At 63.3% G+C, this 18,189-nt stretch carries 15 protein-coding genes and 1 pseudogene; 3 read left to right on the top strand and 13 right to left on the bottom strand.

All coding sequences use genetic code 11. The annotated features are described in order from the left end of the window. Nucleotides 1-157 precede the first annotated feature (157 nt). The 5 genes and pseudogenes from ACJH6H_RS20145 to ACJH6H_RS20125 form a co-directional block, all read right to left on the bottom strand. A complete protein-coding gene (locus tag ACJH6H_RS20145; RefSeq protein WP_212812039.1) occupies nt 158-2,527 on the bottom strand; it encodes a DEAD/DEAH box helicase in 2,370 nt (789 codons plus the stop codon). 54 nt (nt 2,528-2,581) lie between these two features. Continuing rightward, nucleotides 2,582-3,433 (bottom strand): nucleotidyl transferase AbiEii/AbiGii toxin family protein, encoded by an 852-nt coding sequence (locus ACJH6H_RS20140; RefSeq protein WP_212812038.1) that lies wholly within the window; start codon nt 3,431-3,433, stop codon nt 2,582-2,584. Further along, nucleotides 3,430-3,999, bottom strand: a complete 570-nt coding sequence (locus ACJH6H_RS20135; RefSeq protein ID WP_346414636.1) for a type IV toxin-antitoxin system AbiEi family antitoxin domain-containing protein — start codon at nt 3,997-3,999, stop codon at nt 3,430-3,432. Before ACJH6H_RS20135 ends, ACJH6H_RS20140 begins: the two co-directional genes overlap by 4 nt. Before the next feature lie 606 nt (nt 4,000-4,605). Continuing rightward, nucleotides 4,606-5,793: pseudogene (locus tag ACJH6H_RS20130) on the bottom strand (IS3 family transposase). A 641-nt stretch (nt 5,794-6,434) separates the two neighbouring features. After that, a complete protein-coding gene (locus ACJH6H_RS20125; protein WP_346416281.1) occupies nt 6,435-8,258 on the bottom strand; it encodes a fatty acyl-AMP ligase in 1,824 nt (607 codons plus the stop codon). 482 nt (nt 8,259-8,740) lie between these two features. Here ACJH6H_RS20125 and ACJH6H_RS20120 point away from each other — a divergent pair, with 482 nt between their 5' ends. Beyond that, complete coding sequence (locus ACJH6H_RS20120) at nt 8,741-9,331, top strand: TetR/AcrR family transcriptional regulator (protein ID WP_293021469.1); 591 nt, start codon at nt 8,741-8,743, stop codon at nt 9,329-9,331. Between the two features lie 228 nt (nt 9,332-9,559). Here ACJH6H_RS20120 and ACJH6H_RS20115 read toward each other — a convergent pair whose 3' ends face one another. Then, nucleotides 9,560-10,345: an IS3 family transposase gene (locus ACJH6H_RS20115; RefSeq protein ID WP_346416280.1), complete on the bottom strand. Its 786-nt coding sequence runs from the start codon at nt 10,343-10,345 to the stop codon at nt 9,560-9,562. 4 nt (nt 10,346-10,349) lie between these two features. Between ACJH6H_RS20115 and ACJH6H_RS20110 the strand changes: the two genes are divergently transcribed. Both ACJH6H_RS20110 and ACJH6H_RS20105 read left to right on the top strand, forming a co-directional pair. Continuing rightward, on the top strand, nt 10,350-10,814 hold the full coding sequence (locus ACJH6H_RS20110) for an IS3 family transposase (protein ID WP_293021473.1): 465 nt from the start codon (nt 10,350-10,352) through the stop codon (nt 10,812-10,814). A gap of 94 nt (nt 10,815-10,908) precedes the next feature. Continuing rightward, the gene (locus ACJH6H_RS20105; protein WP_293021475.1) at nt 10,909-11,178 is read left to right on the top strand and encodes an integrase core domain-containing protein; all 270 of its coding nucleotides are present in this window, start codon (nt 10,909-10,911) and stop codon (nt 11,176-11,178) included. Between the two features lie 613 nt (nt 11,179-11,791). On the opposite strand, the gene ACJH6H_RS20100 is transcribed toward ACJH6H_RS20105, so the two are convergent. The 7 genes from ACJH6H_RS20100 to ACJH6H_RS20070 all read right to left on the bottom strand — a co-directional run. Further along, nucleotides 11,792-12,565 carry a hypothetical protein gene (locus ACJH6H_RS20100; protein WP_406775657.1) on the bottom strand — a complete coding sequence of 258 codons (774 nt, stop codon included), beginning with the start codon at nt 12,563-12,565 and terminating at the stop codon, nt 11,792-11,794. A 10-nt stretch (nt 12,566-12,575) separates the two neighbouring features. Next, entirely contained in the window at nt 12,576-13,178 is a 603-nt protein-coding gene (locus ACJH6H_RS20095) for an Mce protein (RefSeq protein WP_406775656.1), read from the bottom strand. Further along, nucleotides 13,175-13,804: an Mce protein gene (locus ACJH6H_RS20090; RefSeq protein ID WP_293021481.1), complete on the bottom strand. Its 630-nt coding sequence runs from the start codon at nt 13,802-13,804 to the stop codon at nt 13,175-13,177. The genes ACJH6H_RS20095 and ACJH6H_RS20090 overlap by 4 nt, the downstream gene beginning before the upstream one ends. 17 nt (nt 13,805-13,821) lie before the next feature. Then, a complete protein-coding gene (locus ACJH6H_RS20085) occupies nt 13,822-15,084 on the bottom strand; it encodes an MlaD family protein (RefSeq protein WP_406775655.1) in 1,263 nt (420 codons plus the stop codon). Next, nucleotides 15,081-16,196 carry an MlaD family protein gene (locus ACJH6H_RS20080; RefSeq protein ID WP_293021485.1) on the bottom strand — a complete coding sequence of 372 codons (1,116 nt, stop codon included), beginning with the start codon at nt 16,194-16,196 and terminating at the stop codon, nt 15,081-15,083. The genes ACJH6H_RS20085 and ACJH6H_RS20080 overlap by 4 nt, the downstream gene beginning before the upstream one ends. Next, entirely contained in the window at nt 16,193-17,389 is a 1,197-nt protein-coding gene (locus tag ACJH6H_RS20075; protein ID WP_293021487.1) for an MCE family protein, read from the bottom strand. The genes ACJH6H_RS20080 and ACJH6H_RS20075 overlap by 4 nt, the downstream gene beginning before the upstream one ends. Next, nucleotides 17,386-18,189 (bottom strand): MCE family protein (locus tag ACJH6H_RS20070; RefSeq protein ID WP_406775654.1); only part of this gene is annotated, 804 nt, incomplete at its 5' end. The genes ACJH6H_RS20075 and ACJH6H_RS20070, both read right to left, overlap by 4 nt.

The following is an 18,189-nucleotide window of genomic DNA, read 5'->3' as shown; positions in this document are numbered from 1 at the left end:
TGGCGACGGCACGCGCTAGACAGTCCTGGTGGTAGTCATGACGTGGCTAAGGGTAGTTGCGAGAATCGTCGACGCGATGCAACGGGCGCGGGCAAGCGCAGAAGAACGGGCTCCGTCGGGGAACGCTGCGGCGCTTTTCCCCTTCTGCAAACGTCCGTCAGCTGCGGGTCCGCGGGTTTGGGAATCCCATCGTGATATAGCCGGGCGCTCGTTTCTTCAGTGATGAGGCGATGACCGGGGTGAGCTCGTGGTGGTAATCGTGCACGGTCGCGGTGGTCTTGCCGGGGTACGGCCGTGTCACGCGGCCGACGTACTGGACGAGACGATTCTTGAACGTGATCGGTGCTGCCAGAAATAGCGTGTCGAGGGCTGGGCAGTCGAAGCCTTCGCCTATGAACGAACTGGTGCCGACGATCAGGAGCGGTTCCGTATTCGGTGTCCTTGTGGCAAGCATTTCGGTGATGCCGCGCCGTTCGGCGGCTTTCATGCCTCCGCTCAATACGGTGACTGATCGTCCTGCAGCGGTGAGCCGTTCAGCGATGGCGTTGAGGTGGTCGACCCATGTGGTGAGGACGAGGATGTTGGCGCCTTTATCGGCAGCGGTCAGGACGTCGCCGACGACTTGGTCGAGCCGTTGCTCATCGGCGACCAGCGTCCGGTAGATGTCGGCCATCCCGCCTGGTTCTCGTGGGTCAGCGTCGCCGAGGTAGCGGAATTGTGTCGGATGGAGGTGCAGTACCGGGTGCGGTGTTGACAGTTCGGCGCTGTCGGTGGGCAGTTGGCCTGCGGTGGGTCTTTCAATCTGTACGTGGTGTGAACCGAGTTGGTGGTAGATCAGGTCTTCGAGTCCATCTCGCCGTTCCGGAGTCGCGGTCAGGCCCAGCCAGAATCGGGCGGGAATCTGGCCGAGGACTTTGAAGAAGGCGCTTGCTGCGACGTGGTGGCATTCGTCGACGATGATGAAGCCGTATCCGGCCGCTAATTCGGAGATGTTGTTGCGACGCGCCAGGGTTGGCAGTAGTGCGATGTCGAGAACTCCGGTGGTCTTGGATCGTCCGCCGCCGATCTGGCCGCATTTGAAGTCGAGGTGTTGGTGGATTCGGTCTCGCCATTGGTCAGCGAGTGCTTTGCGGTCGACAAGAACGAGCGTTGAGGTGGCACGTGCTTCGATTGTCGCGCAGGCGATGACCGTCTTTCCGGTTCCTGGGGGTGCGATCAGTACGCCTGTGTCGTGGTTGAGGAGCTTCTTCAGAGCATCTGACTGGGTCTCGCGCAGTGTTGTGGCGCAGGTGAATTCGTGGTGCTCACCGATGACGCGGTGGTCCTCGATCTTGAGGGTGCTCTCGGCTGAGCTGACGAGGTCGCTGAGCAGTTGGTGCAGGCCGCGTGGCAGGGTTAGGTTGCCGTCGGCGGTTTCGTCGTAGCTATATAGATAGCGCGGGGTATCCCACGTGCTTCGCCGTGCTCGCTGCCGTACGTCGAATTCGGGGTTGCGGATGGAGGCGGCGTGTTTGACAGCCGAAATCATGGCTGGGCCGAGGTCGGTGGACGTCAGGGTGATTCGTGAATCGAACGCGGCTCGCACGATCGCCGCGGGGCGGGGGACGATTTTCGATGAGGTGGGCAGTTGCAGCCGCCGAACGTTGTGCCCGATCTGGGGGCTGGGCAGCTGGCGGGCAAGGGAAGCAGTCTCTTTGGCGGACAGTCGCGCGATGCTCGACAGATATGCCCACTGGTCCTCGTACGGTTCAAGGGTTGCCGGATCAAGGAAGACGGTGGTGCCGTGCTGGCGGCGTTTGCCGTTGAGTGGTGCCGCGATCAGGTTGCCGACTCCGCGGCCGGTGTGCACGTCCTGGGAAGGAAACAAGCGGTCGTAGCTGCTCAGGCGCATGCTGCCGCGCAGCCGGAAGGCTTCGGCGAGCAGGCTGGTGGCGATCCCGCGCGCGACGGAGGCTGATGTCGCGTGCGCGAAAAAGATCCACACGTGGGCGCCGCGGCCGGACTGGGATACTTCCAGCGCTGCCGGAATATTATGGGAGCGAGCGGCTTTCGTGTACGCGAGGGCGTCGAGCATCGCCGCTTCTTTGTCGAAGTCTGCTGCTACCCACCAGCATGTGTCGTCATCGCCCAGCGGATATAAACCGATGTGGACATCACCGCGGAGATGTGAGCTCACGACCTCAGGGGTCAATGTCAGGTACGGGGCATCGGCACGGTTCATGCCTTTGCGCCAATAGCCTTCGATCGCCGGCATCCAGCCTGATCGGCCGTCTTTGCGGTTTTCCCATCGCTGGGCGTAAACATCGGTGCGGCAACGGAATAGGTCGAAATAGAACCTGACCTTGTCAGCGGGGCTGGACTCCATGCAGACAGGTGGCGTCGGGGCACCAGTTAGGGTGGCCTGGTCGCTGCGTGCGGCGCGGGCCTGTTCCTCGGTCAATTCAAGTAAGTGCCGTAGGCGCGCGTTGTCAGCTCGCAGTTCATCCAACTCGCCGGGAAATCGCTCACGGCCGCCAGTGATCGTCATTGATATCCCTCCGCTAGGTACGGACCCGGTCCCGCGCCGGTAGATGCCGGTAGTTCACTCGGGTCCGTGGCGAAAGACTGGATCGAGGTGGGCGGCAACGAGAGCGATTTGGTCGTCGAGGTTTTGTTCGCAAGCTGATTCGAGGTGTTCCTTGCGGCGCCATGCCGCCCATTTCGCTTGTGCGGCAGCGCCGTAACCGGCTAGTCGCGGTGCGACGGGTCCCAGATTTACTCCGCGATGGACGGCGACCGCCCGCGCTGAGCGGAGCAGTTCGTGCGAATCGATGCCGGCGCGAGCGAGTTGCACGATGTCGACGTAATCACGCCAGCGGGTACTGGTGATTCCGCGTTCGAGGATGGTCACGCCCTTTTCGGCGATCGTCGTTTCCGGTGCATATCCCAGGAGGGTGATCGGTTCGCCGAGGATCCGATCGATGGTCACGTGCCGTGGTGGCGGGACGATCGGATCACCAGTGGACACGTCCCACGCCGCTACCCCTTTCCACGGCCCAACGGTTGCGGCGATTCGTACGCGCAGACCGGGATACTCTGACTGTTCACGGATCTCCTGGACGGCGATCGTGGCGAGATCGAACTGCAGTCCGTCATCTATGGTGACTGCGGCGATGTCACGAACCACCTGTATGAGGTGCTCGGCATCGACATCGGCACTGATCGCATTGGCGTCGGCGTCTTTGGTGGGACGCCGAACTCCATAGGCGGCCAACAAGATTCCGCCTTTGAGTACAAAGTCCTTGGCGTGAGGTGTTCGGGTGAGGCGGTCCAGAAACGATTCGAGTACGTGCCGTATCAGGTATTCCTGTGTCGGTGCACCGGCTCCGCTCTGTGCTGCGGCGGACCGTGCGGTGCCCTGGATGTGGCGGAACACCTCGTCGCCGCGGCTCACGTCAACATCTCTAGTGCTTGCAGGACCGGGGTTTTCGCGCGCGGCAGGCGCGCGGCGATGTCCATGAGTAGTGCCGGTTTGCCGCCTGCGCGCAGCCACTGCCGCAGCGCATCACGAGCGAGCTCGTAGCCGACCGAGCCACGCAGGCGGAAGGCATCGGCGATGCAACGTTCGGGGGAGTAGATCCCGATCGTTTGATTCGAGCCGGGGATCGTCATCTGGTCGCGTCCGATGTCGAATGTGGCCGCATCGAAGTGATGCCAGGTGATGGCAGCGCGGCCAGCCGGTGTGCGGGAGCCGCGCGGGATCGCGACGTCCACGGTGGCGGGTATCTCGTCGGTGAGGTCGTAGTGGGCCAGCGCGGAGGTCAAGCAGATGGTCGCGTCAGGTCGGCGCGTTGAGGCTTCGATCAGATCCCAGTCCATCGCTGGGGCCTCGGCGGGAAGATATATGCCTCGTGCGATGCGGTCGAGGCGGCCTTCGCGTGCGTCCCGGTAGAAGGCGCCGCGCGACAATCCGACCTTCTGTGCGGTGCGTGGGGTTAGTGCTTCCATGGCCGGCGACACCTCCAATCGCATACAAACTGTTTACAGTTAATAGTACGTGTATGCGGATTGTTTCGCTTTGTGACCGTGCGTCGCGGCGGGCGTCATCACCGGTGAGGGTACGTTTCGCTATAAGGCCAGGTCGACACGAGTGTCAACGAGGCGCCCATGATGACCTTGCGGGGGTAATCGGGTCGCAGCGACCGCTGGATTCAGCCGTGTCGCCGGACGTGTCCGAGGGGGTGTCCAGAAGGCGACTCGGCCATCTGCGACACGGATTCGAGGACATTCGTCGCCAGCGTTAACCATGCGGCAAATGCATAAAACGAACTGTAGAGCGTATTTGCTGTATGTAGCTAAGAAAACTGTGTCCGAGGGGGGACTTGGCCACTTGCGACACGAGTTGCGGTCTTTGAGTTGAGTCGTTTACCAGGTAGCTCGGAGGCTTGGGCGCGCAGTCGGCACCAGTGATGTCCTATGTTTAGCTAGCAGCTCTCGATCGGTTCCTATTCGCCGTAGCAGCAGATGGTCTGGCCGGTTCCTCGGTGGATGTCGTCAGCAAAAGTCAAGCAAACTGACTGCACGAACCCCCGGGCCTGGGCTTGACCCCTTTCGATGGACACGGGATCAGGCGGCTTGTGCCGTCTGATTGATCCGGTTTTCGCATTCCACCGGGGTGATCATGCCGATCGCGGAATGGCGTCGGCGGCGGTTGTAGACCCGTTCGATCCAGTTACCGACGGCGAGCTTAGCGGCCGCTTTGGTCGGCCACAAGTACCGGTCATAGAACTCGACTTTCAATGTGGCCCAAAAAGATTCAGCCGCGGCGTTGTCCCAACACACCCCGGTCCTCCCTACTGAACGAGCGAGATCGTGGGTTCGGGCCAGGTGGGCCATCTGTGCGCTGGTGTATTGGCAGCCACGGTCAGCGTGAAATACCACCTGCCGGGTAACTGCCCACGGGCCACGGCCATCGCGACCGCGGCCTGCACTAGATCGGTGTGCAGATGGTCCTCGATGGCCCAGCCGATGATCCTCCGCGAATGCCCATCGCGCACAGATACAGCCAGCCCTCGCCGGTTCGCAGGTAAGTGATGTCACTGGTCCACACCCGGTTGATCGCACCGGCATCGAAGCGACGTTTGACCAGGTCCGGGATCGGTGGTGCATCCAGATCCGCGACCGTGGTCGCCGGCGCGAACGACCGTGGGCTGATCACGGCCAGGCCCTGGCGCGCCAGCGAGGCGGCCACGGTCTTGCGGGACACCGCGCGGCCTTTTTCACGTAGGTCAGCCAGTATCCGCGGTGCCCCGTACACCCCGTCAGAGGCTTCGTGAGCGGCCGCTACCGCGGCATCCAGACCGGCACGGCGCACCGCAGCCGCACCAGGTGCGGCGGCCGCGTTGGTGCGCCATTTGTAGAACCCCGAGCGGGACACCTCCAAGGGTCGGCACATCCGTACGATGCTGTAGTTGGCCTTCTCGGCGGCAATACCCTGGTAGGCCTCTACCGGTTCTGTTCGGAGGCGAAGAAGGCCGCGGCTTTTTTCAAAAACTCACGGTCCAAACGCAATTCAGCATTCTCTCTGCGCAGCCGCTCCAACTCGGCACGCACATCAGCATCGAGCACCGCGTCAGTATCGGTGCCGCTCGCGCGTTGCTGGGCCAGGCGCACCCAGCGCTCCAGCAGTTGTTCACCGACGCCGATCTCCACGGCCACGTGCGCAATCGGGCTGCCCGTCTCGATCACCAGGCGGGCAGCCTGCTCCCGAAACTCCGGGGTGTACTTCTTGCGCTTGCCCGACATACCGGACATCCTTCGCGCGGGACCAGCAGTCCCACCAGTTAGGTGTCCACCATCAGGGGTCAACCCCAGGCCCATCAGTCTCTAGAATTACCGGGAGCGTGCGTTTCGACGACATCGTCCTCATTTGTATCAGTCCAAGCTCGAACATTAGGGGTGGTGATCCCAGGATGTCCAAAGCGCTCGCGCGCAAGGCTTCGTCGGTCAAGAATCGTTGTGCGCGGTAGCGGTCGATTCTGAAATGGTCGGCGACCAGGTAAAGGTACTCGACGACGATTCCACGTGCGATCGCTCGAGGTAGGTGTATTCGGTAGTGATCGTTCAGGTACTTCACGACGAACGTCGTGCGATTGCCCATCCAGGGTGAGCGCCAGGTCACGGGTTGATGGGCTAGTTCTACGCGCTCTAGGTGCGTCGCTGGCTGGGGGCACTCCCGGGGCGGGGTTTCGTGTCTCAGATGCGGACCACCATATTTGCGGTGGGAGGGGTAGCGGTCGGTCCGTGATCGAGGCTGAATTCTGCAACAGCGATTCCAGCCATGGAAATCTTCGGTCTGAGCGAAGTCATCCGTAGTCATCCGTCACCATCTATCTGTTTCATCGGTTCGGGCGGTGCTGAACTCTGACTAGGAGCTGTCATTCTTCAGCAGGACGTCAGTGGAATTGACCGTTCAGAAACTCTGCCCGCGCGGCGGTGCGGGCCAGCTTTCCCGACGTCGTACGGGGGATGCGGCCGGCCGCAACCAGTCGCACCTCGGCGACGCGCACCTGGTGATGACGCGACACCGCAGCCCGCACCGCCTCGGCCACAGGCCCCAGTTCGGCACGCCCGGCACCCACCGCACGCTCGGCCACCACGACCAGTTGTTCACCCGAATCACCAGGCACAGCAAAGGCTGTCACGTAGCCGGACCGCACCGCCGACGAGGCGCGGCTGACCGTCGCCTCGATGTCCTGCGGGTAATGGTTGCGTCCGTCGACGATGACGAGATCCTTGATGCGGCCGGTGACGAACAGCTCGCCGCCGACGTAAACGCCCAGATCGCCTGTGGCCAACCACAATGCGTTGTCCTCAGCGCCATCGGCGTGGCTGACGGTCTGACGGGTCTGCAGCTTGTTGCCGAAGACCCGCTCGGACTCCTCGGGCCGGCCGAAGTAGCCCCGGCCGATGTTGTTGCCGTGCAACCAGATTTCGCCGACGGTGCCGTCGGCGGCCTCATCGCCGTCGGGCGTCACGATCGTCACCCACTGGTCCGGGATGGCCTGCCCGCACGACACGTGGGGCACCGCGCCGTCCGCGTGCCGGCCCACGACGACGGCCCGGCCCGCCGCGAGCTCCTCGCGGTCCAGATATGTGGCGCACGGCTTTTCGTCCGCGCCGATGCTGGCGACCGACAGCGTCGCCTCGGCCATGCCGTACGACGGCTTCACCACGGTCTCGGGCAGCCCGTAGGGCTTGAAGGCCTCCATGAACTGCTCGATGGACGGCAGCGTCACGGGCTCGGAACCGTTGAGCAGCGTCACCACATTGCTGAGGTCGAGCGGTTCATCGGCCGGCGGCAGGCCACGCTGCGCACACAACTCGAAGGCGAAATTGGGTGCGGCCGCGAACGTGCGGCCGTGGGCGGCCTCGTCGGCGAGGCGCCGGATCCACCGGTAGGGCCGGCGGACGAACGCCATGGGGTCCATCAGACTGATCTGGCCGCCGCACAGCGCGGGGAACATGATCATGATCAAGCCCATGTCGTGATACAGCGGCAACCAGCTCACGCTGCGGATGTCGGTGTCCAGGCCGCCGGCCAGGATCATCTGAATGACGTTGGTGCACACGTTCCGATGCGTGATCTCCACGCCGGCAGGCGTGCGCGTCGAGCCCGAGGTGTACTGCAGGTAGGCGACGTCGTCGGTGCGGGACTCTGGGGCCACGTACATCTCGGCGAGGGTGTCCGGCACGGCGTCGACGGCGATCACCCGCGGGCGCTCGGCGGCGGGCAGCGTCTTGATGAACGTGCGGACCGCTTCGGCGGCCGCGGTGGTGGTGAGCACCGCGGCCGGCTTGGCGTCGGCCAGCACCGCGGCCAGGCGCTCGGTGTGCCCGGCGAGGGCCGGCGCGAACAACGGCACGGCGATGTTCCCGGCGTGCACGGCCGCGAAGAACGCCGCGACATAGTCGACGCCCTGCGGCGCGAGGATCGCCACCCGGTCGCGGGGAGCGGTGACCTGCTGGAGCCGGGCCGCAACGGCGTTGACCTGAGCCCACAGGCCGTTCCAGCTGAGTTCGATGATCTCGCCGTCAGGGTTCTGCGCGTAGTCGATGAACCGGTACGACGGACTCTCGCCCATCGCCGCGCGGTTGCGCTCCAGGAACGACGTCAGCGTGATGCCGTCCGGTATGACAATGCTGCCATCGGAGTGAAGGAAACTTTCGGCTGACGCTGCATCTCCAGCAGTATTGTTGCTCAACGCTTTGCGTGTCATCGAAGTCATTTTGACGTCACTTTGACCCATGAACTTTCTCATCGTCGGCCCCAAGCAAACAGTGCCACAGTGTTCTGCGCTCCTACTGTCTAGACGTGGCGTGATGCAGACTGATCAGCTGCAGGTGCGCGTCCGGTCGACTGCTGGCGTTTGGGCGGTATGCAAACAATGTATGGCCACCGGAAGTACGCCCCGATGATGGCCGCGATCTGCCGCTTTGGGGCGACCAACATGTCGAGCAGACGATGCCGGCGTAACGAAATGGTCTGAATGATGCGCACATCGGCTCCAACGTGACTGATCGCTGCACTATAGCCGCGATGACAAATCTAACTTGCCAACTGGCTGGTTAATTTAGCTTCCATGGCTAACGATGGGCAACCCCAGCCGAAGGTGAGTGACATCACATCCGCCGCTGAGGCATCATTCATCCAGTGCGCACGCAGCCCGCATAAACTCCCCGAAAGGTTGGCAGAGGAAACTTGACGTCATCACGTGGCTTCGTACGCCACCGTATCGTCCAGGCGGCTTTGGAATTATTCGCTGAGTACGGTGTCAAGGGCACGACCTTGCAGATGATTGCCGACCGGCTTGAGGTGACCAAAGCCGCTGTGTACTACCACTTTCACACCAAAGACGAGATCGTGAGGGCCGTCGCACAGCCGTTACTCGAGGACATCGCTCGCGTAATACGTATCGCCGACGCGCTTCCCGACCCCCATTCGCGGCGCGAAGTCGCCGCCAGCGGCTTTGTCGAACTGGCGGTGCGCCATAGGGGCCTCAGCGCAATTGTGCAGAACGACCCGGCCATGAGCACGCTCGCGAAGACGCATGTCGAGTTGGAGAACGCCGTCGTGAAGCTGATCACGCTGCTTGATGGCCCCGACGCGGACGTCGCCCACCATATCGGGACATCGATGATCATCGGCGGAGTTTCCGGCGTTGTAACCGATGCGCGGTTGCGCGACGTGCCCGACGAACTGCTCCATCGTGTGCTTCTCGACTACGCCCAGCATCTGCTACATACCCCCAAGTTGCTGTCGGCGGCCGTGAAGCCGTCGGGAAGTGTGTAGCCGCCCAGGAGCGAGGTGCCGAAACGAGAATTCGTGACGCGGTGGTGCACTTGCGGCGCCGGGCAGATTCGGGAGCTCCTACGGGTATCGAAGATGGTGTGGGGTTTACGAAACCCGTAGTCGCATTGCGGCAGACTAGCTGCGGCAGTGGAGCCCGCGCCTTCGGCGCTAGCGCGGACTGATCCGCTTATCTGTAACTGGGCTTGACCCCGTTTGGTGGACACAGGGTCAGGCGGCTTGTGCCGTCTTAGTGATCCGGTTTTCGTATTCCACCGGTGTGATCATGCCGATCGCGCTGTGTCGTCGGCGGCGGTTGTAGATCCGTTCGATCCAGTCACCGACGGCGAGCTTAGCGGCCGCCTTGGTGGGCCACAAGTACCGGTCGTAGAACTCGACTTTCAGTGTGGCCCAGAATGATTCAGTGGCAGCGTTGTCCCAGCACACACCTGTACGCCCTACCGAACGGGCCAGATTGTGGGTGCGGGCAACCCGAGCCATCTGCGCACTGGTGTACTGACAGCCCCGATCCGCATGGAAGATCACCTGCTCGGGCAGGTCGGCGCGCAGAGCCACCGCCATCGCGACCGCCGACTCGACCAGATCGGTATGCAGGTAGTCCTCGATGGCCCAGCCGATGACCCGCCGGGAATGCCCATCACGGACCGCGCACAGATACAGCCAGCCTTGCCCGGTGCGCAGATAGGTGATGTCGCTGGTCCACACCGCATTGAGCGTCCCGGCATCGAAACGGCGTTTCACCAGATCAGGGATCGGTGGGGCGTCCAGATCCACCACCGTGGTCACCGGAGCGAACGTCCGTGGACTGATCCCGTGAAGGCCCTGGCGCGCCAGCGAAGCGGCCACCGTTTTACGGGACACCGTGCGGCCCTTCCCACGCAGATCGGCCAGGATGCGCGGTGCCCCGTAGACCCCATCAGAGGCGGTGTGCGCGGCCGCGACAGCGGCATCGAGATCGGCACGTCGGACCGCGGCCGTGCTGGGCCCAGACCCCAATCGGATGTGCCGACTCTTGGAGGTGTCCCGCTCGGGGTTCTACAAATGGCGCACCAACGCGGCCGCCGCACCTGGTGCGGCTGCGGTGCGCCGTGCCGGTCTGGATGCCGCGGTAGCGGCCGCTCACGAAGCCTCTGACGGGGTGTACGGGGCACCGCGGATCCTGGCTGACCTACGTGAAAAAGGCCGCACGGTGTCCCGCAAGACCGTGGCCGCCTCGCTGGCGCGCCAGGGCCTGGCCGTGATCAGCCCACGGTCGTTCGCGCCGGCGACCACGGTCGCGGATCTGGATGCACCACCGATCCCGGACCTGGTCAAACGTCGCTTCGATGCCGGTGCGATCAACCGGGTGTGGACCAGTGACATCACTTACCTGCGAACCGGCGAGGGCTGGCTGTATCTGTGCGCGATGGGCATTCGCGGAGGATCATCGGCTGGGCCATCGAGGACCATCTGCACACCGATCTAGTGCAGGCCGCGGTCGCGATGGCCGTGGCCCGTGGGCAGTTACCCGGCAGGTGGTATTTCACGCTGACCGTGGCTGCCAATACACCAGCGCACAGATGGCCCACCTGGCCCGAACCTACGATCTCGCTCGTTCAGTAGGGAGGACCGGGGTGTGTTGGGACAACGCCGCGGCTGAATCTTTTTGGGCTACATTGAAAGTCGAGTTCTATGACCGGTACTTGTGGCCGACCAAAGCGGCCGCTAAGCTCGCCGTCGGTAACTGGATCGAACGGGTCTACAACCGCCGCCGACGCCATTCCGCGATCGGCATGATCACCCCGGTGGAATGCGAAAACCGGATCAATCAGACGGCACAAGCCGCCTGATCCTGTGTCCACCAACTGGGGTCAAGCCCACGCATACGGCGAGTTCGACGTCGAGGTCGCCGAGTTACGGGCGGGCGTCGGGGCTTTGCAGGATGTTGTCGAAGGGTTGCCGGTATTGCTCGACGACGCGGGCGCGCAGGGTGTGGGCAGTGGGGGATGCGTGCCCTCTGCTACGAACCTGGGAGTTTCGGTGGGGCCCAGGGCCGCTCAGGCAAGGGTGGTGACGTGCACCGGCGCTTCGGCGAGAAGGTCAGCTCGCCGGGAGAGCAGTTCGATGAGGCGCTCACGCGGTGTTCCGCTGGTCGGTTCGGGTGGAATGACTTGCGGTAGTAGGCGTTCGAAGGTCGCCGCAAGTAGCTGGGTGGAATGGTTGAAGTGGCGCTAGAGGGAGCGCAGCAGCACAAGCACCCCGAGAACCGGTCGCAACTACGTAAGTCAACGCCGGCCGCGCCCACCCCCAGGTGGTGCGCTCACCGCGGGGCGCACCAAAGCCGGGCCGGTGCGTAACAGGGACGTGGTTGCCCAGCGGTATCCAATTGGCCGTATAGCGGTTCGATCGTTGCTTTCTGAGCGAAGCAGCAGCAGCAGCAGCGTCGTCGTCGATCCCAACTCGTCAACCGCCGTACTGTGGCTTGAGCTTGCCAGCGAGTGCTGCCAGTGGGATGTTTGCGACGACGGTGCCGCCGTCCATGGACCAGACGCGTTGCCCCGGTGGGGTCGGGTCTTCGCGCACCATCGGCTGGTCCGGCATGTAGATCCGCAGGGAGTCACCGGTGAGCGCGAAGGCCCGGTAACTGCCGGAGTACCCGGGGCCGGCGCTGTCCGGCTGGAATTCCGGCACGGTGAACGGGTAGGTGCCCGGTGCGTGCGGCGGAGGTACCGCGTCGAGTATCGGCGGCAGGACCGGTGCGGCGGCGGCCGAAACTGCTTGGTATCCATCGATTCCCGGCCGGAACAAATCCGGCAGATACAACCGCCGCCCCGAGCTCATGTCGAACACGAAGGATCGGAAGGCATTGTTGGGCTGGATGCCGAACGGCTCGAACATCTCGTGCACCACAACCGACTGCACCCCACCGGGACCGGGAATGATCTCGTAATCGGCCTTGGCGCTGCTGTCGCGCGGCGTGGTGTTGCCGGTGTTCCGCCACCCGTTGAACAGGCGGGTGTAGTAGTCACGCAGCACCGGGCCGGCCGTCGGGTTGTCGATGAACTCTGCCGGAACCCGCAGCGACAGCAGCATTTCCGCTTCGCGCTGGGATTTGACCACTGCGGTGCACGCGCCACCGTCCCAGACCGCGCCAAGTTGACTGCAGAATCCGTCGATCGATGCGTGGGCGGTCGGCGTACCGGTCAAAGCGATCGCGGTGACCGCTGCGCCGACCACCGCCCAGGCTCTATTTGCCACGCTTACCGTCCGCTCCGGCCAGCAACACCTCGGTGGCCAGCCATCGATCGCCAACCTTGCGCATCGTCATCGAGACGCTGACGTAGTCGGTCCGCGGGTCCGGCTCCCCGGAACTTGTGACCACCTGCTTCACCGACAACAGCACGTCGACGTCGTCGCCGTGCACCGCCTTGACCGCCGCATCGTTGACAGTGCCGGTGGTGTTGACCTTGCTGTCGATCAACATCTTTCGCATCGACGCCGCAGCCTTGCTGTAGGCGTCCTTGAACTCGCCGGTCGCGCCGTCGATGATGTCGGCAAAGTTCTTGTCGATGACCTTCTGGTCGGTGGTGGTCAGGGTGACCGCATAAGCACGCGCCGCATCGAGTGCCTGCGCAGCCTCGGCATCGCGCTGGTGCTGAGCAAACAGCAGCCATCCCGTCGTGCCGGCGGCTACACCCAGCGCGAGAACCAACACGCCCACTGCCCAGCAGACCGTGCGGCGAACTGTATAGACTTTGGTGGTCTTGGGGATCACGGACTCTGCGCTGACCACGTCAGCGGTTTCGGCCTCGACCTCAGCTTCGGCGACGTCAGATTGCTTGGCCGTCATAGGATTTCGACCTTGCTGGCCAGCCACCGGCGGCCGACCTTCTCCATGGTCATGTCTATCCGGTTGCGGTCGATCCGCGGGCTGGGGTTGGACGCGTTGGTGATCGACTGGTCGACGAACATCAGCACCTCGACCTGGTTCGCCGTCGCCGATTTCACCGCTGCCGCAACGACAATGCCCGTCCCCGAGACCTTGTTGTCGATCAGCACCTGGCGCAACTGAGTGGCACCCTGGCTGTAGGCATCCTTGAACTCACCGGTGGCACCATCGAGTGACTTGCGATAATTGTCGTCAATGTTCTTGGCGTCCAACGTGGTCAGCACCACCGCGTAGTCCTTGGCCGCCTGCAACGCGGCAGCGGTTGCGATCGAGACCTGGTGTTGCTCGTACTGGCGCCAGCCCAGATAACCCAACGCTGACACCAACAGCGCGAAGAGCAACCCGCAGACCATGGCAGCCAGGCCAACCCGCCGCTTGGGCGCGGGTGCAACAAGTTCATCCGTGGCAACGGCGTCGGTGGCATCAACGTCCTCTGAATCGACCGACGACTCGGTCAACTCAGCTGCCTCGGTCTCTGCATCACGCAATTGGTCGAAGACATCGGTACTGCTGGTTCGTTTACTCATGCGTATCTCGTGGCTTGTCAGTTCGGCATCGGTATCGGCAACGACGGTCCACCGTACGGGGTGTCGATGGTGTAGCCCGGATAGTGCGGCGTCTTGTCGGTCACCGCGTGCGGGTCGTATCCCGGTGGCGGGCCGGCAGTGTCGTCGCCCGGCGGACGCGGGGCGTTGCGAGCGCCGCGGACCAGCAGCGAGGGGTCCTGGTTCTCGCAGTAGGTGTATTTGTACGGCTCAGGGAAGCTGGCGTCCGACGGTGAATGCCGGGGCAGGTTGTAGTCGCACCGGTACTTCGGATAGATGTCACCAAGGGCCCAGATAGCGCCGTCATGCACGACGGTGCCGAACCGGTCGATGAACGAATCGCGGTCCGGGCGCCACAGATACTGCAGCGCCGGGATGCGCTGATAGATGATCTGCGACACCGTGGTCAGGTTGCCCAGGATCTGCACGACGTTCTGCCGGTTGTCGCTGATCAGATTGTCCAGCGTCGCCAGTTGCGGCTCGCCCCGATCCACCAGGGTGCGGAAGCCACCGTCCATCTTGTTCACGCCACCCAGCACTTTGGTCAGGTTGTTCGTGGTGGCCGCCAAACCCGGACGCACGTCAGCGATGGTGCCGAACACCACCCGCGTGGTGCGGATCATGCTCGTGGTCTCCGGCAGCACCGAATCCACCGTGTTGGCCAGTAGGCTGGCGCCGTCGAGGATGGCCGACAGTTTGCGGGGTCCGTCCTTGGTGACGTGCAATTCGTTGAACATCTTGCCGAGCTTGTCGGCGTCAAGCTGTGCCAGAGCGCCGCGGCTGTGATCGATGATGTGCGGCAGGGTCAACGGAATGCTCGCCTGCTTGCCCGAAATGACGGCGCCAACCTTCAAATACGGACCATTGGCGTTGTCGGGCCGGAAGTCCAGATACTGCTCCCCTGCCGCCGACAGGCCCGACACCCGCACCGGGCTATCGGCCGGGATGCGGACTGACTTGTCGACAGTGGCGACCGCCTCCACCCCGTGATCGGTGAGGTTGACCGCCTCGACCCGGCCGATCGGGATGCCCCGCAGGGTCACGTCCTGATTGGCCAGCAGCCCACCGGATTCGGGCAATATGATCCGCATCGCAATGGTCCGGTGAAACGGGTTGAACCGCAGGCCGTCGATGGCGATGTAGCCGAAGGCGATCACTGCGGTGAGCAGCAGACCGAACAGAGCCAGCACCACCTTGCGGCTGGCCACCGCCTTGATGATCCGGATGGCCACGGCCAGTACGGAATTCAGCGCGGTGATCATGGGCGGTCCGGTCCGTTGACTCGGCCGAGCAGCATGTTCCACTCGTAGCGCAGGCTGCCGATCAGCAGATGCCAGTCGGTGCCGTCCGGGCCGTGGATACCGGGGTCGCCTGCGTAGTTCTTGTCCGGTAGGGCGCCGATGGCGATCTTGGAAAGGAGCATATCTGCGTGCAGTGCGGTGGAATCGGTGGCCTTGATGAGAATGGACTGCAGCCGGTTGAACGAGTTCAACGACAAGTTGGGGTCCATCACGATCTCGTTGAACACCCGCGATAGGTTGTTGACGTCAGCGGCCACGCTGCGGGTGTCGGTGCCCTTCATCGACGGGAACTTGGCCAGCTGCCGGGTGATCCGGGCGACGTTGTCAACCACATCCATGATCCGCGTGGTGTTGTCGGAGATCACCGACAGCGCCGGCGCACCGGCCGTCAACGCGGTGTCGATACTGTTCTGGTGGCCCGCCACCTCGGCGGCCATGTTCGACGTTGCGCGCAGCGTGGCGTCCAATTGGTCGGTACGCGCGGTCATCTTGGACAGAAATTGGTTGGTCTCCGAAATCAGCCCGGCCAACTTCTCGCCACGCCCACCTACTGCCCGGCCGGCCCCGTTGACATCGGTGGTCAATGCGCGGATGGCGCCACCGTTGACCAGCATGGCCAACGAGTTGAGCAGTTCCTCGACCGTCGGCGCAGCCGACGTGGAGCCCAGTCCGATGGTGTCACCATTGCGCAGCAATGGGCCACCGTCATCATTGCGCGACGGCGGACGAATCTGCAGGAACACGTCGCCCAGCGGTGTGGCAGAACGCAATTCAGCTGTGCTGCCAACCGGGAGCGGCACGTCTTTGCGGATCCGCATGGACACCTTTGCGGTGAAGTCCTCGGCTTCGATCGAGGTGACTTCGCCGATATCCGCGCCGTACAAACGCACTTTCGCCTTCGCCGGCAGGTTCAGCGCGTCGGTGAACACCGCGTTGAGCGTGTATACGGGCCCGCCTGACCCCGGCGACGGCAACGGGACACTGTCCAGTCCCGCGGCGCAACTGGTCATCAGCAACACACCGCTGAGTACTCCGGCGCACCGTGTGCTGCGCCGTACGAAAGTCAGGCTCATCGGGTCGGCCCTCCCTGGGCAGGTACTGCGGGTGCCGGCTGAGCCGGCACCGCCCCGGGTTTGGGCGGCTCGCCTTGACCGGACGGGCCGATGCCATTGGCCATCAGATCCAGCATGGTGGACAGCCCGAAGTCGCTGTTGTAGTCCTGCAATGTTCCTGTTGCACAACCCAGTTGCTTGAGCCCCATCAGGTTGCAGATTTCCTTGTTCAACGAGTTGTTGGCCAGCAGCTTGTCAGTGGGAAGGTGTACGCGTGCGCTGCCTCCGACCGGATCAAGTACGTTGTAAACATTGTCCACCGCCAGCGGAAGGACATCGATGGTCTCTTCGAGTTCGCGCTTGTTGTCCGACAGCGACCTGACCACAGTGTTGAGATCGCCGAACGAACCCTTCAGTTGGTCCCGGTGCCGATCGAGCAGGCCGCTGACCTCATGGAGGATTTCGTTGGCCTTGGCGCCGGTCCGGCCAGAACCGAGGTTCTGGTCGGCCAGAATGTCGCTCAACTGGTGCAGGTCGCCGCCGAATTTGCGGATCGCACTGTCATTTTCGGCGGCGGACTGGGTCAGGTCGGAGACGCTCCGGACGATCTCCTGCAAGTTCTTCTCAGTCTTGGCACCGCCATCGGGGCCGACCTTGAGCGCCTCGGACAACTTGGTCAGAGTCGACTTGATCTGCTCACTGTTGCCGGAGGAGATCTGCGAGCCCAGATTGACCAGATCGCCCAGCGGCCCACCGCCATTGGCGTCACCGCGCAGCGCGGTGCCCAGCTTGTCCATCATGGTCAGTGTCTTGTCGAATTCAACCGGGGTCTTGGTGTTCCCCAATGCGATCAGGTCACCGTCGCGCAGCTTGGGTCCGCTGGTGTACGGCGGCGTCAGTTCGATGTGCCGGTCGGTGAGGATCGAGGCGGAGACGGTGGCCGCGACGACGTCACTGGGGACCGGGACTTTTCGGTCGATGTCCATGGTGACCTCGACGTAGCCGCCCTTGTTCTCCACGGTATCGACTTTGCCCACGGGCATGCCGAGCACCGACACCGCGTTACCGGGGTACAGCCCGACGGCGTCCTGGAAGTGTGCCCGGACGGTGATGTTGCGGTGCCAGAAGTGCGGCACCGCAACTACCGCGGCAACCACTGCGACGACCGCGGTGGCAACTGCAACCAGGCCGATCATCAAGGCGCGCTTACTCATTTGCAGTCCTTGAAGTACTCGACGATGTTGAACTGCCGGGCCCGACCACTGATCGCACAGACCCACGAATCGACCATCAAACCCGCCGGCAGAGTCAGGTCCGTAGCATTACCGCTACCGGTCGCGTTGGCGATGTTGCGCGCTGCCACCGGCGCAATCTGCAGGATGCTGCGCACGAGCGCGTCGTGCTCGGCGAGCATCTTGGCGAATTCATGCAAGCTGTTGATCAGCGCGTCGAGTTGCGGCTCGTCGGCCAAGATCGTGTGCGCCCGGTCGGCGAGCAGCGTCACCCCGTCGAACAAACGCTGCATCGCCGCCCGCCGCGTAGCGATCTCGCCGAGAATCTGGTTGCCCTGCAACACCAACGCACCAAGGTCGGCCTTCTGCCGGTGCAACAGCGCCGCGATGGTATCGGCGTTGGTGATCAACGTGCCGAGCTGGTCGCGCCGGGACTGAATAACCCCGGCAAGGGAATTCAGATTGGTCAAGGCCTGCGGCAACTCGTCGGGCACTCCCTGCAGGCTGCCGCTCATCACCCGTACCGATTCAGCGATCCGATCGGCGTCCAGCGGACCTAGTGTCTCGGTCGCACCCGCCAAGGTCTTCTGCAGGTCGTAAGGCACGTCGGTATGACTCAATTTGATTGTGTTGCCGGATAATTGGCCGGACCCGGCGGGAGTGATCTCCAGATAGCGAGAACCAAGGATGGTGGTCAGCTTGATGGGAGCAATGATCAATACCTGTGGATGAGGCCCGAGGAGGCGGCCTGAAAGTGGGCGCACCTTCCCGAGGATGATCAT

Origin of the sequence: Mycobacterium sp. SMC-21, from assembly GCF_045310825.1 — a bacterium.
Lineage (GTDB): Bacteria > Actinomycetota > Actinomycetes > Mycobacteriales > Mycobacteriaceae > Mycobacterium.
This window is presented reverse-complemented; position numbering and strand designations above follow the sequence as displayed.

Excerpts from the sequence above, each read along its gene's own strand:
- ACJH6H_RS20145 (WP_212812039.1), bottom strand. The coding sequence starts at position 2,527 with ATGACGATCACTGGCGGCCGTGAGCGATTTCCCGGCGAGTTGGATGAA.
- ACJH6H_RS20125 (WP_346416281.1), bottom strand. The coding sequence starts at position 8,258 with ATGACACGCAAAGCGTTGAGCAACAATACTGCTGGAGATGCAGCGTCA.
- ACJH6H_RS20110 (WP_293021473.1), top strand. The coding sequence starts at position 10,350 with ATGTGCCGACTCTTGGAGGTGTCCCGCTCGGGGTTCTACAAATGGCGC.
- ACJH6H_RS20105 (WP_293021475.1), top strand. The coding sequence starts at position 10,909 with ATGGCCCACCTGGCCCGAACCTACGATCTCGCTCGTTCAGTAGGGAGG.
- ACJH6H_RS20095 (WP_406775656.1), bottom strand. The coding sequence starts at position 13,178 with ATGACGGCCAAGCAATCTGACGTCGCCGAAGCTGAGGTCGAGGCCGAA.
- ACJH6H_RS20090 (WP_293021481.1), bottom strand. The coding sequence starts at position 13,804 with ATGAGTAAACGAACCAGCAGTACCGATGTCTTCGACCAATTGCGTGAT.
- ACJH6H_RS20085 (WP_406775655.1), bottom strand. The coding sequence starts at position 15,084 with ATGATCACCGCGCTGAATTCCGTACTGGCCGTGGCCATCCGGATCATC.
- ACJH6H_RS20080 (WP_293021485.1), bottom strand. The coding sequence starts at position 16,196 with ATGAGCCTGACTTTCGTACGGCGCAGCACACGGTGCGCCGGAGTACTC.
- ACJH6H_RS20075 (WP_293021487.1), bottom strand. The coding sequence starts at position 17,389 with ATGAGTAAGCGCGCCTTGATGATCGGCCTGGTTGCAGTTGCCACCGCG.